The sequence below is a fragment of the Nocardia sp. NPDC050412 genome (assembly GCF_044458825.1).
Lineage (GTDB): Bacteria > Actinomycetota > Actinomycetes > Mycobacteriales > Mycobacteriaceae > Nocardia.
The window spans coordinates 64,635-80,166 of record NZ_JBITIJ010000022.1 but is presented as its reverse complement, the minus strand read 5'-3'; the positions used below and the strand labels follow the sequence as shown (position 1 = coordinate 80,166).

The following is a 15,532-nucleotide window of genomic DNA, read 5'->3' as shown; positions in this document are numbered from 1 at the left end:
TTCAGCGCCGGCCCAGGCCGATACGGAGTTGTCCGAGTAGGACTTTCGCCGCCGGACTGCCCGGACGATCGCGCCGCCACGCCAACGCGAGTTGTCCGCGCAGCTCCGGTTCGGTGATCGACAGCACCCGCACGCCGAATGCGGCGGCCTCCTCGGCCGTCAGCGCGGGCACCACCGCGATGCCGAGGCCGCGGGCGGCGAGCCGGAGCAACAGCGGGGGAGCGGCGGCCTCGAATGCGATATCGGGTTCGAATCCCGCTGCGGCACAGGCTCGATCGAAGACGCCGCGGATACCGGTGCCGCGCGGCAGACAGATCAGCGGTTGCTCGCGCAACTGGTCGAGCGTGATCGCGGCACCCTTCTTACCGTCCGGCGCGACCGCCGCAACCACCGGCGTATCGAGCACAATATCGATACCGATCTCGGCACCGATCTCGGCGCCGGTCAACCCGACCAGGGCGATATCCAGCTCACCGCTGCGCACCGCCGCGAGCATCCGTTCGGAGGTGTCCTCGGTCAGGCTGATGCCGACCTGCGGGTGGTCGTCGTGAAAATCCGCCAGCACCGAGGAGATATCGAATTCCTCGTCGCCCGCGCCGGATATGCATCCGAGCCGGACGTGTCCGCGCAGCAGTCCAGTGAATTCGTCCACTGTCGCGGTGATCTGCTCGGTTGCCGCCAGCGCGGTCCTGACATGCGGTAGCACCGCCGCGCCCACTTCGGTCAAGGTCACCGAGCGCCCGCCGCGATCGAGAAGTTGTTGTCCCAGTTCACGTTCGAGCTGGCGGATCTGCGCGCTGAGTCCGGGTTGGGCCAAATGCAACCGAGCCGCAGCGCGGGTGAAGTTGGCCTCCTCGACCACGGTCACGAAGTAGCGGAGTTGGCGCAGTTCCATAACTACTGATTATAAGGACAAGCAGAACTATCTGTTGTACTTCTGACTCAGCACGCGGCATCGTTCAAGGCATGGGAAACACCGCAGAGATCATCGACACCTTCACCGGCCCGGTCTTCCGCCCCGGCGACACCGGATACGACGAAGAAGTCGCCGGTTTCCAGGCCGCGTACCGCCACCGCCCCGCACTGGTCGTCGGCGCGGTACACATCGAGGATGTGCGCAGTGCGGTGGAATACGCCGCGCGCCACGGACTTCCGGTCGCGGTCCAGGCCACCGGGCACGGACTTTCGGCCGCGGCCGACGGCGGTGTGCTGATCAGCACCCGTCGGATGACCGATATCCGGATCGACCCGCCGACGCGTACGGCCCGCATCGGCGCCGGAGTGCGGGCGGGCGCGCTGGTCGAAGCCGCCGCACCGTACGGGCTGGCACCGTTGAACGGATCCTCGCCGTCGGTCGGGGTCGTCGGCTACAGCCTCGGCGGCGGATTGGGCCTGCTGGCACGGCAATTCGGCTACGCCGCCGAACATGTGCGCGTCGTCGAAATCGTCACGGCGGACGGTCGGGTCCGCACGCTGACCCCCGGCGACGAACTCTTCGGCGCGGTGCTCGGCAGCGGCGGCAATTTCGGCGTGGTGACCGCGCTGGAACTGGAGCTGGTTCCGGTCGCCACCGTCTACGGCGGTCAGTTGGTCTTCGACACCCCGCTGGTCGAGCAGGCCCTGGAAGCTTGGAAGGACTGGACCGCAACGCTGCCCGACGAGCTGACCTCGACGGTCACCGTCATGACCTTCCCGCCCATTCCGCAGGTTCCGGAACCGCTGCGCGGGCGCTATGTCGCGTCGATCCGGATCGCCTACAACGGATCCGTAGACGAGGGCGAGCGTTTGGTCGAGCCGTTGCGGGCCGTCGGGGATCGTCTGAAGGATGACCTGCGGGTCATGCCGTACACCGAATCGCACACCATCCACAGCGATCCCGACCACCCGCATGCCTACGCCGCTACCAATGCACTGCTCGATGAGCTCACCGGAGAAACCTTGTCGGTCTTGCTCGAGGCCACCGGACCCGAATCGCCGATCCAGGCGGTAGTCGATATCCGGCACCTCGGCGGTGCGCTGAGTAGGCGTGGTCCCGCGGGGATCAGCGTGGACAACCGGGATGCCGACTACATCGTTCGCATCATCACCATGCCTGGACCCGATGCGGGTGACGCCGCGCCCGAGGATCATGCGGTGATCCGCGCGGCGCTCGCGCCGTGGACCGTCGGTCACAGCTTGAACTTCCTCTACGGCGCGGGTGCCGCCGCCGACGAGGCGCAGACCCGAGGTGGCTACGCACCGGAAACCTACGCCCGGCTGGCCGCATTGAAGGCAAAGTACGACCCGCACAATATGTTCCGCTTCAACCGCAACATCACACCCGCGAACTGACCGCCGCGACCGCCCCGAGCATCTGTTGCCCGGGGCGGGTCTGGTGCTATCTTAGTGATATCACTTTGATACTCGGAGGATGTCATGAAGCTTCGGTCGGCGTTCCACGTCAACGGCTTTCTCGTGTTGGTGTCGTGGTTTGTCCTTACGCTCCTGATCGGTGGCGGCGCCATCGTCGGATACGCCGTGGCCGCGCACAACGACAATGTGCCCGCACTGGTCGGCGCGATCATCGCGACCGTGGTGGTGGTCGCGCTCCTGCTGTTGGCCACCGGGCTTACCGTGGTGAATCCCAATGAGGCCAAGGTCGTTCAGTTCTTCGGCCGCTACATCGGCTCACTGAGCGAGCCCGGCTTCTACTCCGTGGTGCCGCTCACCGACCGCCGCAGCATTTCGCTGAAGGTGCGCAACTTCGAGACCCAGAAGCTCAAGGTCAACGATGCCGACGGCAATCCGGTGGACATCGCCGCCGTCGTGGTCTACCGGGTAGTCGACAGCTTCAAGGCCGCATTCTCGGTCGACGACTACGAAGAGTACGTGGCGACACAGTCCGAGGCGGCCGTGCGGCACCTGGCCACGACCCACCCCTATGACGCGCACGACCAGAACGCCACCAGCCTGCGCGACGGGGTCGAGGTGGCCGAGGAACTGACCGTCGAACTGCGTGACCGCACCGATCTGGCGGGCATCGAGGTCATCGAGGCCAGGATCACCCACCTTGCCTACGCGCCGGAGATCGCGCAGGCCATGCTCGTGCGGCAGCAGGCGGCCCAGGTGGTCGCCGCGCGCACCCGGATCGTCGAGGGCGCGGTCGGCATGGTCCGGCTCGCGCTGGACAGGCTCGCCGAACAGGGCGTCGTCGAACTCGACGAGGAACGCAAGGCCGCCATGGTCTCCAACCTGCTGGTCGTCCTCTGCGGTGACCGCGCCACCCAACCCGTCGTCAATACCGGCTCGCTCTACTCCTGAGTCGCCCATGGCCGAGCGCAAGAAGATCCTGCTACGCCTGGACCCGGCGATACACGAGGCCATTGCCCAGTGGGCCGCCGACGACCTGCGCAGTATCAATGCCCAGATCGAGTACGCACTGCGCCTTGCGTTGAAACAGGCAGGGCGCGGCCCGAAAGCGAAACCGGCCGAGGAGTAGCCGGAATACGCTCTGCCGCAACGATGCCGAACGCCCACGGGTGTTCGGCATCGCCGGCATTCGTCTCCGACGATGTGTCAGCGCGCGAGTTCGCCGAGGAGTTCGAGACTGTCGGTGTACAGCGCGTGTTGCGCGTCCCGGTCGTAGGACGCCTTCGATGAAGGTTTCGCGGTACGGCCAACGAAGTGCTGGCCGGTCATCTTGTCGAGCGATGGATCGGTGACAAGCCACGCGAGATCCTCGCCCGATCGGCGCGGTGTATTCACACCGGGCAATAACACCAGACCCCGAGCGACTGTGCGCCACAACAGTTTGGCTGCCGCCCCGGCATCCCTGGCGAGTCCGGTGCCTGGCATCAGTCCCGGATCGAAGGCATTCACCGTGATGCCGCGCGGCTGGAACTGGCGTGCCAATTCGTAAGTGGTCTGCAGATTAGCCAACTTCGATGTGCTGTAACGGCGACGGCCGTCGCGCTGTGCGGATTCTGTCGACTCGGGCGGGTAGGCGAGTTGGCGGACATCGGTATCCAGCGGATCGGGCATGCCGGTGAACTGATCCGGATTATGTGTGCCCGAGGTGACGAAGACGATGCGCGCGGGTGCGATCAGGTCGTCGAGCAGCGCTTGGACCAGTGCGAGGTGTCCGAGATGGTTGACGCCGAAGGTGGCCTCTACGCCGTCCTCGGTGTAGCTGCGGCGGGTGAACTGCAGTCCGGCGTTGCACACCAGTGCGCGCAGCGGAGGTAGTCCGCGCCTGCGGAACTCGTCGGCGAAATGGGCGACGGAGGCCAGTGCGGCGAGGTCCAGCGTTGCCGCCTGCGCGCCGATGGCGGCGGCCTGCGCCTGGGCCCGGTCGGCGTCACGCCCGGTCACGACGACCGTCCATCGGGGATCGGCGGCGAGTGCCCTGGCGCATTCGCGGCCGAGGCCGCTGGTGCCGCCGGTGATCACAACAGTTCTGTCACTTGTTGTCATATGGCAGAGTCTGCCATATGGCGCGCTGTGCGACAATACTCGGATGTCGTTGCGGGATCGAAAGAAGGAGCGGACGAGGCGGGCGATCGCCGATGCCGCGCTGCGGTTATTCGTCGAGCGCGGATACGACGCCGTGACCGTGGCGGATATCGCCGCCGAGGCCGAGGTCGGGACGCGCACCCTGCACCGCTACTACGCCAGTAAGGATGAATTGCTGTTTGCCGAGGACGACGAGCATCGGGCGGAACTGGCCGGTCTGCTGGCCGAGCGCCCGTCCGACGAATCCCCGGAGGAAACCATGGCCGCGGTCATCGGCCCGCTGGTCGACCGCTTCGCCGACCGTCTCGCCGACGCCCGCGCCCGCGATGTGCTGATCGCGGCCAACCCGGCCTTGCAGGCCCGCGAGCTGGCCAAGCGCAATGCGGTGGAATCCCTTGTCGCCGAACATCTTGCGCACCGCTTGGGTGTAGCGGCGGGCACCGATGTGCGGCCGCTGCTCTGGGCCAAGGTCAGCATGGCCTGTTTCTTTGCGGGCTACGAGATCTGGCTGCATATCGGCGGCGACCTGGGCTCGCACATCGGCGATGCACGAGCCGCACTACTCGATGAATTCCGTTCGGCCGGTACCTGATTCAGTGCCAGCGGTCGGCGGCATCGGTTCATCGTGTGGATTCGGCCGCAGCGGCCGCCTCGGTCTGCAACTGCATCTGCGGGTCCGAACTCAGAATCAGCACCGCGGGCCCGATCGCGGCAGACGTTCGCCGGGCGCTACGAACGTGCGCCGGAATGCGGTTCGCAAACCGGTGGTCAGGGGTCACCGCCAGGCTCGAGAGCGCCGCGAGTTCATCGGCGGCGAACGGCGGCTGCGAGATTCGCCGAGCAGTCCTGACTGCGCGGCAAGGTAGCGTGACCCGGTGCCAATCTCGTTCGACACCAGCGGATTACAGCAGCTCGACAGCAATGCGTGGCGCGATCCTGCCACTGGCGACATCGTGCAGTTGAGTTACTTCGATCTGGTGCCCGATCTGCCCGCGCCACTGACGGACCTGACAACATTGCGGCGCAGGCTCGCCGAGATCCATGCCGAAAGCGGTTGTCTCATCGAGGCTTTCGTCGTCGGAATCGATTCGCAACCCGCGCTGCTGCGGCTGCAGAAGATGCGGCTGCCGGATCAGCCGACCGGTGTGGTCATTGCCGCCTCGCTCACCGTGCCGAAGGCGACTTGCAGTGCGGTGCTGCAGATCCTCTGCCCGGAGACCGGCACCACCGGAATCCGTGAGGCGGTACTCGCACTGGAAATCGGCTTCGACAATATGTACCCGCCCCATCCGTACGCACCCGATCTGCACGGCGCGCTGCCCTATAACGCGGCCGATGACCTGCGCTGGGACGAGCGCTTCCCCGACCATCCGCTCTCGCGTGCCCGCCGCTGGGCGGCGTATACCTGCCCCGCCGCCCGTCTCGATCCCAACTTCGCGGCGCTGCCGGCGTTCTGAGAACTAGGTGTCGGCCGGTTTGTGGGTGACGAAGATGGCGGTGCCGGGGAACAACTCACCCCGCAGCGGGCTCCACTGACCCCACTCCCGCTCCAGCCACTCCGGCCAGTCCGGTTCGATGATGTCGTCGAGCAGCAGCCCGGCGGCGACGATCTCACGCACCCGATCGCCGATGGTGCGGTGATGTTCGACGTAGGTCGGCGTGCCCGCACTGTCGACTTCTACATACGGCGTGCGGTCGAAGTAGGGGATCGAGGCGGTCAGGCCGGCGGGTCCGGGGTCGTCCGGAAATATCCAGCGCATCGGATGGTTCACCGAGAACACCCAGCGACCGCCCGGCCGCAACACCCGCGCAACCTCGCGCATCACCTGTTCGGAGTCTGCGACGAACGGGACCGCGCCGAAGGACGAACACGCCAGATCGAAGGATTCGTCGGCGAACGGCAGTGCCTCCGCCCCCGCCTGCACCAACGGCACCTTCGGCCCGCCGCCCGCCATTGCCGCGAGTCCGCGCGTGAGCATTCCCATGGACAGATCGAGTCCTACCGGCTGCGCGCCCTGTCCGGCCAACCAGCGCGAACACGGTGCGGATCCGCATCCGATCTCCAGGATCCGCTTACCCGCGAGTTCGCCGAGGAAATGCATATCGCCCTCGTGCAAGCCCTCTGGGCACCAGATGAACTCGCCCTCGGGGGAGTCGACGCCGAGAAAGTCGGCGTGGGTTTCGTGATACTGGTCGGCATCGGCGTCCCACCAGCGCCGACTGGCCTGCTGGCTGGCGGCCGAACCGATTCTGGTCCGCGCGGTCGCGGTGGTCCCGAGCAGTGCGTTTGCCTGCGTATGGCGATCTTCCGACACGCCGTCAGACTATCTCGGCGTGGCGTCGGGACCGGTTTGCCCGGCCGGACCAAGGTCGCGTACGCTGAACGCGCGAGTGTCTATGGGTACTGCCGTACCGGTGTCATTGCAGTAACAATCTGCGGGGGCAACTGTACAGAAGTAACGCCAACACCCGTGCTGAGTTTCACAAGCGTTCGCGTGCGGTACGTTCATTATGTCCGTCACGTCGCGTCATCGCGGTGAGATCGCAGCGTACCGAAAGTTCCAATGTCCGCAACCGACCACAATCCGTCCGGAGCAAACCGACATATGCCCACCACCGTCACCTCGCCGCAGGTAGCCGTCAACGACATCGGCTCCGCCGAGGACTTCCTCGCCGCCATCGACGCCACGATCAAGTACTTCAACGACGGCGATATCGTCGAAGGAACCATCGTCAAGGTCGATCGCGACGAGGTCCTGCTCGACATCGGTTACAAGACCGAAGGCGTCATCCCCTCTCGCGAACTCTCCATCAAGCACGATGTCGACCCCAACGAGGTCGTTTCCGTGGGTGATGAGGTCGAGGCTCTTGTTCTCACCAAGGAGGACAAGGAAGGCCGCCTGATCCTGTCGAAGAAGCGGGCGCAGTACGAGCGGGCGTGGGGCACCATCGAGGAGCTCAAGGAGAAGGACGAGGCCGTCAAGGGCACCGTCATCGAGGTCGTCAAGGGCGGTCTGATCCTCGACATCGGTCTGCGCGGCTTCCTCCCGGCCTCCCTGGTCGAGATGCGCCGGGTCCGCGACCTGCAGCCGTACGTCGGCAAGGAGATCGAGGCCAAGATCATCGAGCTGGACAAGAACCGCAACAATGTGGTCCTGTCCCGCCGCGCCTGGCTCGAGCAGACCCAGTCCGAGGTCCGCAGCGAGTTCCTGCACCAGCTGCAGAAGGGCCAGGTCCGCAAGGGTGTGGTCTCCTCGATCGTCAACTTCGGCGCGTTCGTCGATCTCGGCGGCGTCGATGGTCTGGTGCACGTCTCCGAGCTGTCCTGGAAGCACATCGACCACCCGTCCGAGGTTGTCGAGGTCGGCAACGAGGTCACCGTCGAGGTCCTCGACGTCGATCTGGACCGCGAGCGGGTTTCGCTGTCGCTCAAGGCGACCCAGGAAGACCCGTGGCGTCAGTTCGCCCGCACCCACGCGATCGGTCAGATCGTGCCGGGCAAGGTCACCAAGCTGGTTCCGTTCGGTGCGTTTGTGCGCGTCGAAGAGGGCATCGAGGGCCTGGTGCACATCTCCGAGCTGGCCGAGCGCCACGTGGAGGTCCCGGACCAGGTTGTCGCGGTCGGCGACGACGCGATGGTCAAGGTCATCGACATCGACCTGGAGCGTCGCCGGATCTCGCTGTCGCTGAAGCAGGCGAACGAGGACTACCACGCCGAGTTCGACCCGTCGAAGTACGGCATGGCCGACAGCTACGACGACCAGGGCAACTACATCTTCCCCGAGGGCTTCGATCCCGACACCAACGAGTGGCTCGAGGGCTTCGACAAGCAGCGCGAAGAGTGGGAAGGCCGCTACGCCGAGGCGGAGCGTCGCCACAAGATGCACACCGCGCAGATGGAGAAGATGGCGGCCGACGCCGCGGCCGAGGCCGCGAACGGTGGCGGCGCGTCGGGCAACTACTCCTCTGAGAGCGGTTCGCAGGCGTCCTCCGGCCAGGCCGAGTCCTCCGGCGGTTCGCTCGCCAGCGACGCCCAGCTCGCGGCCCTGCGTGAGAAGCTCTCCGGCAACGCCTGATTCGTAGAGCAGTAGCGAAGGCCCCGGTCCGATTGGACCGGGGCCTTCGTGTTGCGGCAATCGGTAGTGTGCCCGGACATGGGGAGCAATCCGGGCAAGACCAGATTGCTCGCTGACCGGTGTGCTCGAAACATGGTCTGCGGCACGGCCGGTGGGCGAGCGTACGGCCGAGGTCGACGAGAAGGACTGCGCGGCACCGGTGAACCGCCGATAGCGATCAGTCGGACATTTGACCAATTTCACCGGAATGTCTGCACGCCTTAGCGATAGGGTGCAGGCGAGTCGGTAGCGCGTTGGCAAGATCGAGCCCGACGAATCAGCCCGGACGAGAGAGAACACCACGCATGTGCGCAGCGAGTCCGTTCAGCGGTCTCAACCGTAGACAGTTCCTGGCGAAGGCCGCCGCGGCCGGAGCGGTGGGCGCACTCGCGTCCTGGGCCGATCCGATCATCGAACGCGCCTACGCCGCCGATCCGGCCGGGACCGGCGGCCTCGGCGATATCGAGCATTTCGTGCTGCTCATGCAGGAGAACCGTTCCTTCGACCACTATTTCGGCACCATGGCCGGCGTGCGTGGTTTCGGTGAGGCATCCAAGTCCTGGCAGCAGTACGGTTGGACGCCCGGTATCGGTCCGACCCCGGACGGCTTCGTGAACCCGTTCCGTCTCGACACCACCCGTGGCGCGACACTCGACGGTGAATGCATCAACGATCCGGATCACAGCTGGGGCGGTATGCATCGGGCCTGGAACGGTGGCGCCAACGATCAGTGGATGCCGATGTCCATTGCCAGTGTCGGCCCGGCCAACGCGCCCGCGGCCATGGGTTACTACCTGCGCGAGGACATTCCGATCCACCATGAACTCGCCGATGCGTTCACCATCTGCGACAACTACCACTGTTCGGTCCTGGGCCCGACGGATCCGAACCGGCTGTACTGGATCAGCGCCACCATCGACCCGGATGGCGTGGCGGGTGGACCGCTGCTGGAGACACCCACATTGATCCCGCAGCACGTCTACAGCTGGCGCACCTACCCGGAGAACCTCTCCGAAGCGGGCGTCAGCTGGAAGATCTACAACAACCGCGATGCGGGCCCGCTGTCCTCGGTGATCCTGGACGGCATGCTCGGCTGTTTCACCCAATCTACTGATCCGAATTCCGAATTGGCCCGGCGCGGCCTTGCGCCGGTGTACCCCAACGACTTTCAAGCCGATGTCGCCAACGACACGTTGCCCGCTGTGTCCTGGGTGATTCCGTCGTTGATCAACTGTGAACATCCCGCGCTGCCTGCGGCCTTCGGCGCGTATGGCATCGTGCAACTGCTCGATATCCTCACCTCCAATCCGAAGGTGTGGGAGAAAACCGCGCTGATCATCAGCTACGACGAGAACGGCGGCTTCTTCGACCACGTCACCCCGCCGACCGCGCCCGCGGGCACGCCGGGCGAATTCGTCACAGTGCCGTTGGATCGGGTGAAGGCTTCGAAAGGTATCGCGGGTCCGATCGGTTTGGGGTATCGCGTTCCCGGCCTGGTGATTTCGCCGTACAGCCGCGGCGGGCTGGTCGCATCGGAGACCTTCGATCACACCTCCCAGCTCCGACTGCTCGAGACCCGCTTCGGCGTCGAGGTGCCGAATCTGACGCGGTGGCGGCGCAGCGTCACCGGCGATATGACCTCGGCCTTCGATTTCGGTTCGACCCCGGATACGGCGAAGCCGGTGCTGAGCGATCCGAAGCCGAAGATGGATGCCGCGATCGCCCAGTGCGGTCCGAATATGGCACTGGGGAGCACGACTTCGGGTGTCCCGTATCCGGTGCCGCCCAACCAGATGCCGACCCAGCAATCTGGTTCGCGTCGCCGTCCGAGCGGAATCGTGCGAGGTTAGGCTGCGGGTATTCTCGCCCTGATGTCCGAGTCGGCCGTCGAGTTCACCGGGACCGCCTGGGAACGCAGGAAGATCGAGATGATGAGCCGCATCCAGCGCGTCGCGCTGGATCGTGTTCTACGGGCACGGGTATCGCAATGTGACGGTGGAGCGGGTCGCGGTGGCGGCCGGGGTATCGCCGAGTTCGGTCTTAGTTCGGCACCAAGGAGATGCTCGTCCTCTACGACGAGGCCGATCCAAGGGTGCTGGATGTGCTGCGCACGGCCGGTGGCGGCGATACCGTCGACCCGCCTGCGGTCAGGAAGCTCGCGAAAACCGCGACCATGCTGGCGGCCGCCGCGGTGATCGGCCGGGCGGTGCGTTGCAGTCCATCCGAACCGCGGCGGCATCGTCACCGGTCTCGTCCCAGCATTCCTTCATCCGCCGGATCAGGAATACCTCGTAATCCATTGATAGACAGAACAATACGGCGAATACCAGTATCAGTAGATACATCTCCAGGAATCCGGTGCTGCGGAAGCCGAGCGCGGATTCGCTTACATCGTGTTGGAATACCGCGACCGTCCGGCCCAGTGCGGCCCCGGTAGTCAGCAGGTTGAGCAGAATTGCCATGAGCGCGAGCACAATACGGCGGAATGCCACAATCGGGAATGTCAGCGATACGGTCAAACAAGCGTGATCACCCAGGGAAAGCAGGCGGTAATCCGGTGCGGCACATCAGCGAACGTCGCTGACCGCCGATGCGAACTTCTACATTGTCGAGAGCCGCTGCACGAGAACGGATATCGGAGACCAAGTCGGTGGCGGTCGTCGAATCGAAGGTGACCTTGTGTACCACGATTGCCAGTACCCGGCCATCCGCCTGCTGCGGCAGCACCGTGGCAATGCGCGGTCGCGGGTCAGTTCGGCGATGAATCGAGTAGCTTCGGAACGGGTTTCGTCACCAAGCGGGCCCGCTGTCCGGACCTGCTGCCACCACCTCGATCGGTGCGAGCAGCCCGGGACCGAAACTGTCCTCGATGAGTTCGGTCGCCCGGCCGGTCGGTCGATCCGTCGGTGCGGTGAGGCCCATATCGACGCCGTAGCGTATGCCGGTGATCGGGGTCGCCGAGGCCAGTAAGCCGACCCCGATCGCGCCGAACAGCGCGGGCCGTCCCATAACGGTATGCCTCCACCGTGCCCATACGCTCGATGCCGTCGCGGACCGGACTGCCGCGGGCCTGAGCAGGTGCGGCAGTGCGCCGAGATTCACCGCCGGACCCGGCGTCGCCAGCAGTGGGGACAATAGCGTGAAAGCCGCGATCAATGTGGCGATGACGGCGACCACCATCCCGATCGCGACACCATTCAGCATCGGCAGCCCGACCGCTGCCAGCGCGCACAGCGAGATCATCACGATGAATCCCGAGGCCAGAATGATGCGGCCGGTCGTATCGATCGCGCTGCCGATAGCCGCGGCAATGGCCTCGGCGGATCGCCGATCGCGCACGCCGCGCCGGGGCAGCTCCCCGTTGAATCGGCTCACGATGAACATCGCGTAGTCGATCGCGGTGCCGGTAGCGATCATGGTGGCAACCGAGAGCACCAGCGGATCGAAGGGCAGAAAGGTGGTCAGGCCGAAGAGCGCGCCGACGGCGACTGCGATGCCCGCCGCCGTGACGGTAATGGGCAGCGTGGCCGCGACCACCGCGCCGAGGGCGAGCACCGCAGTCGCCATGGGTAGGCCGATGGCCTCGGCACGTTGCATATCGGCGGTCTCGATTTCGATGAGATCGGTCTGTGCGGGCGCGAACCTGGTGACCATGACCTCGATGCCGGAATGTAGGTGATGACGGCAGCACGAAGTGACCCAGTCCCGATTGGGCTGGGTCACCGGAGGTTTATGACCAGATGGGCGGCAGAGTCAGCTGGCGGCCGCAGGCACCCAGTACGCGGTCGCGGCGGCGGAGCGTTTTCGCATGGCCGCGAAGCTGTGCCGAGCGGGGCTGATCAAAGCGGTGAACCACGAGCGGCGGTGCTCGGCGAGCGCTGCCGCGACGGCGGGATGCTTGATGCAGTGCATGCCCCCCGCCCTGCCCAGGCGGTGGCGACCCACCTGGTTGATTTTGGTGCCCAATGATGTTCCTTTGCTTGCTGGTATTGGCCTGGATCGCCACGGCGAAGATTAGTCGAACGAAAGTGTTCGGCACAGTATTTTGCACGAGTAATTGCCTCGGCGTGTCGGAAAGTTGTGGTCCGGCGCGGAGAATCGACCGGAAATGTTGCGAGATGGTCTCGGCCCAGTCACGGATCGGGCAAATGGTGTTTCAGATGGTGGAATGTGCGCGTAGGGGGTTGCGTTCGGCGCGACATCGAGGATGCGAGACTGGTCGAATGTTACGGATCGGCCTCACCGGAGGCATGGGAGCGGGCAAGTCGACGGTGGCGCGGATTCTCGCCGATCTCGGCGCGGTGATCGTCGATTCCGATGTGATCGCCAGAGAGGTCGTCGAGCCGGGTACCGAAGGCCTGACGGCGTTGGTGGCGGCGTTCGGTCCCGGCATCCTCGCCGCCGACGGCAGCCTCGATCGGCCGGCGCTGGCGGCCAAGGCATTCGGATCCGACGAAGCGCGTGCCACGTTGAATTCCATTGTTCATCCATTGGTCGGTAAACGAACCACGGAATTGATTTCCGCCGCGCCGTCGGATGCGATTCTCGTTCAAGACATTCCGCTCCTGGTGGAAAATGGTCTCGCGCCGCTGATGAATCTTGTATTGATCGTCGATGTGCCCGCGGAAACTCGGATACGGCGGTTGGTGCAATTCCGGGGCGTTTCCGAATCGGATGCCCGGGCACGTATTTCGGCGCAGGCCACCGATGAACAGCGCCATGCGGTCGCGGATGTGCTGTTGGACAATAGCGGTGAGTCGGGGGCCATTGATTCGGTTGTTCGGCAGTTGTGGGCGCAACGGCTGGTGCCGTTCGAGCGGAATCTGCGCACCGCGACACCGGCGCGGCGCACGGAGTTGCGCGTTGTTCCCGCGAATCCCGAGTGGGCGGCGCAGGCGCAGCGGCTAATCGCCCGGCTGTGGGTTGCGTGTGGTGCGGCGGCCTCGCGGATCGACCACATCGGCTCCACCGCGGTGCCGGGATTGCCCGCCAAGGATGTCATCGATGTGCAAATCACCGTGGCGGATCTGGCTGCCGCCGATGGGTTGCGAGATGCGTTGGGGGCGGCTGGTTTTCCGGTGCGGCCCGATATCGTTGCCGACAATCCGAAGCCGACCGCGGCGGATCCGAAGGGCAGCGATACGGCGTTGTGGGCCAAGCGGTTTCACCAGAGTGCCGACCCGGGGCGGTTGGCGAATGTGCATGTCCGGGTGGCAGGTTCGCCGGGGCAGGAATTCGCGTTGCTGTTCCGGGACTGGCTGATTGCCGAAGCAGCCGTGCGCGCGGAGTATCTGGAGGTCAAGCGCGAAGGTGAGGCCAAGGCGGCCGGGCTGACCGGCGAGGCGGCAACGCTGGCGTATCTGGATGTGAAGGAACCGTGGTTCGACGCTGCCTGCCCGCGGGCCGCGGCCTGGCGCGACAGCGTCGAACGCTGAACTGTACGCGGGCTATCGGATGTTCAGAGCAGTGCGGCGAGCCGATCGTTGGCCGCACCGAGCGGTGCCGCCAACGGGACCATCGCCAGCTCGGCGGTGGTACTACATCCAGGTCAGGGTGATATCCAAGGTGGCGAGCCAGCGGTCCAGCGAGTAGCCGTTGGCGGCGATGCCGTCGATGGCAATGGACGCGTGTTCGATGGCGGCCTGGGCCTCGGCGAGGGTGATCAAACCGGCGGTGTGCGCGGCGAGCAGTTCGTCCACGTCGAGCAGTTCCGTCTCGCGTCCCGAGCGCACCACGATATCGAGGTAGTGGTCCACCGACTTCCACTTCTTCGGCTCGACCTGGGTGAATTCGCCGAGGTCGAGGTAATAGTCCTCATCGCGTCGATGTGCGGGGTGAAAGTGGAAGATCGTCACCCGAATGGAAAGCCCGGGCAGCAGCCACGACTCGATGTAGTGGAACTGCGGATGGTCCGAGGTGCGCGCCATGTACAGGCCCCACGGCTCGGTCCGGTAGCGCTCGACCGGCCGGACGAAGCCCTTCGGGTCCGTGTTCGTCAGGTCCGCGAGGTTGAAGTACTCGACCTTGGGCCTGTGCACGTCCACTGATGGTGCCTGTGTCATGCAAACAGAATCTACCGCCGTCGCCGCGCCGTCGAGTGGTAGGCGAAGGTTGGGCAGACTCTGCCTGGATCGGGCTACATCCAGGTCAGTGTGATCTCCTTGGTGGCCAGCCAGGGCTCGACCTCGTGCCCGTGCGCGGCCAAGCCCTCCATGGCCTTGGTCGCCCGGTCGAGCGCGTGATGCGCATGCGTCGTATCGATCAGACCGGCCGAATGGGCGGCCAGCAGATCGTCCACGCCGCGCAGTGCGGCCGCGCGGGAGTGGCGTACCGCGATCTCGAGGTACTGGTCCATGGACTTCCAGCGCTTGGGTTCGATCCGGGTGTACTCGCCGATATGCAGGCAATAGTCCAGGTCGCGGTGGTGTCCGGTCTGGTAGTGCACGATTGTCACGCGCAACCAGAGTTCGGGCAGCAGCCAGGTCTCCATGTATTGGATCCGGGGACCGCCGACGGTGCGTGCCACGTACAGACCCCACGGCTCGATGTGCACGCGGTCGAGCGGGCGCACGAAACCCTTGGGATCGGTCATGGTCAGCTCGGCGATATTGAAATGTTCGATCTTCGGTCTTAGCTGGGTAGTGGTCATCGGTGATCCCGGTGCGGCGGTGGTGGTTGGCTGATTGACGGGCGGAAGCCCGCGAAAGTCACGTGCGACGTAACCGGCGATTCCGGTCACAGCGGGCGCGGCGGCAAGCAATGGAATCAGAGCGCTCATAGCCTCATCCTCAGGTCCGACAACCAAATTAGGTTACACCCGGTAGAGGCTGTCTGCCGTTGTCATCGGTGGGACGAATCTCGTTGCAGCAACGGACATTTCGGACAGGTAACAGATCGTGCATCAGTGTTGGTTCCGGACAGTGCGC

At 65.2% G+C, this 15,532-nt stretch carries 16 protein-coding genes; 8 read left to right on the top strand and 8 right to left on the bottom strand.

Going from position 1 to position 15,532, the window contains the following annotated elements; all coding sequences use genetic code 11:
* Position 1: 1 nt before the first annotated feature.
* Positions 2-895, bottom strand: coding sequence for a LysR family transcriptional regulator (locus ACIBI6_RS37775; RefSeq protein ID WP_396959788.1), 894 nt, complete (start codon positions 893-895; stop codon positions 2-4).
* A gap of 71 nt (positions 896-966) precedes the next feature.
* On the opposite strand from ACIBI6_RS37775, the gene ACIBI6_RS37770 reads away from it, so the two are divergent.
* The 3 genes from ACIBI6_RS37770 (at position 967) to ACIBI6_RS37760 (ending at position 3,478) form a co-directional block, all read left to right on the top strand.
* Entirely contained in the window at positions 967-2,331 is a 1,365-nt protein-coding gene (locus tag ACIBI6_RS37770; protein WP_364359730.1) for an FAD-binding oxidoreductase, read from the top strand.
* An 84-nt stretch (positions 2,332-2,415) separates the two neighbouring features.
* Positions 2,416-3,300 (top strand): SPFH domain-containing protein, encoded by an 885-nt coding sequence (locus tag ACIBI6_RS37765; protein ID WP_396959786.1) that lies wholly within the window; start codon positions 2,416-2,418, stop codon positions 3,298-3,300.
* A gap of 7 nt (positions 3,301-3,307) precedes the next feature.
* A complete protein-coding gene (locus ACIBI6_RS37760) occupies positions 3,308-3,478 on the top strand; it encodes a toxin-antitoxin system HicB family antitoxin (RefSeq protein ID WP_157187107.1) in 171 nt (56 codons plus the stop codon).
* A 77-nt stretch (positions 3,479-3,555) separates the two neighbouring features.
* Here ACIBI6_RS37760 and ACIBI6_RS37755 read toward each other — a convergent pair whose 3' ends face one another.
* Positions 3,556-4,452 carry an SDR family NAD(P)-dependent oxidoreductase gene (locus ACIBI6_RS37755; protein ID WP_364359723.1) on the bottom strand — a complete coding sequence of 299 codons (897 nt, stop codon included), beginning with the start codon at positions 4,450-4,452 and terminating at the stop codon, positions 3,556-3,558.
* Between the two features lie 43 nt (positions 4,453-4,495).
* Here ACIBI6_RS37755 and ACIBI6_RS37750 point away from each other — a divergent pair, with 43 nt between their 5' ends.
* Entirely contained in the window at positions 4,496-5,083 is a 588-nt protein-coding gene (locus tag ACIBI6_RS37750; protein WP_396959783.1) for a TetR/AcrR family transcriptional regulator, read from the top strand.
* Positions 5,084-5,366: 283 nt separating this feature from the next.
* Positions 5,367-5,948, top strand: coding sequence for a hypothetical protein (locus ACIBI6_RS37745; protein ID WP_364359714.1), 582 nt, complete (start codon positions 5,367-5,369; stop codon positions 5,946-5,948).
* A gap of 3 nt (positions 5,949-5,951) precedes the next feature.
* On the opposite strand, the gene ACIBI6_RS37740 is transcribed toward ACIBI6_RS37745, so the two are convergent.
* Complete coding sequence (locus ACIBI6_RS37740; protein ID WP_396959780.1) at positions 5,952-6,806, bottom strand: methyltransferase domain-containing protein; 855 nt, start codon at positions 6,804-6,806, stop codon at positions 5,952-5,954.
* 291 nt (positions 6,807-7,097) lie between these two features.
* Here ACIBI6_RS37740 and rpsA point away from each other — a divergent pair, with 291 nt between their 5' ends.
* Together rpsA and ACIBI6_RS37730 are read left to right on the top strand one after the other, a co-directional pair.
* On the top strand, positions 7,098-8,567 hold the full coding sequence (gene rpsA / locus ACIBI6_RS37735; RefSeq protein WP_327097191.1) for a 30S ribosomal protein S1: 1,470 nt from the start codon (positions 7,098-7,100) through the stop codon (positions 8,565-8,567).
* Positions 8,568-8,911: 344 nt separating this feature from the next.
* Entirely contained in the window at positions 8,912-10,456 is a 1,545-nt protein-coding gene (locus tag ACIBI6_RS37730) for a phospholipase C (RefSeq protein ID WP_396959778.1), read from the top strand.
* A 297-nt stretch (positions 10,457-10,753) separates the two neighbouring features.
* Here ACIBI6_RS37730 and ACIBI6_RS37725 read toward each other — a convergent pair whose 3' ends face one another.
* The 3 genes from ACIBI6_RS37725 to ACIBI6_RS37715 form a co-directional block, all read right to left on the bottom strand.
* Positions 10,754-11,098, bottom strand: coding sequence for an MMPL family transporter (locus ACIBI6_RS37725; protein ID WP_396959776.1), 345 nt, complete (start codon positions 11,096-11,098; stop codon positions 10,754-10,756).
* Between the two features lie 298 nt (positions 11,099-11,396).
* Positions 11,397-12,329 carry an MMPL family transporter gene (locus ACIBI6_RS37720; protein WP_396959774.1) on the bottom strand — a complete coding sequence of 311 codons (933 nt, stop codon included), beginning with the start codon at positions 12,327-12,329 and terminating at the stop codon, positions 11,397-11,399.
* A gap of 30 nt (positions 12,330-12,359) precedes the next feature.
* Entirely contained in the window at positions 12,360-12,572 is a 213-nt protein-coding gene (locus tag ACIBI6_RS37715) for a hypothetical protein (RefSeq protein WP_364352530.1), read from the bottom strand.
* Between the two features lie 257 nt (positions 12,573-12,829).
* Between ACIBI6_RS37715 and coaE the strand changes: the two genes are divergently transcribed.
* Complete coding sequence (gene coaE, locus ACIBI6_RS37710; RefSeq protein WP_364352475.1) at positions 12,830-14,041, top strand: dephospho-CoA kinase; 1,212 nt, start codon at positions 12,830-12,832, stop codon at positions 14,039-14,041.
* Positions 14,042-14,143: 102 nt separating this feature from the next.
* Here coaE and ACIBI6_RS37705 read toward each other — a convergent pair whose 3' ends face one another.
* Complete coding sequence (locus ACIBI6_RS37705) at positions 14,144-14,668, bottom strand: DUF402 domain-containing protein (protein WP_364352472.1); 525 nt, start codon at positions 14,666-14,668, stop codon at positions 14,144-14,146.
* A gap of 74 nt (positions 14,669-14,742) precedes the next feature.
* A complete protein-coding gene (locus tag ACIBI6_RS37700; protein WP_364352469.1) occupies positions 14,743-15,384 on the bottom strand; it encodes a hypothetical protein in 642 nt (213 codons plus the stop codon).
* Between the last annotated feature and the right edge of the window lie 148 nt (positions 15,385-15,532).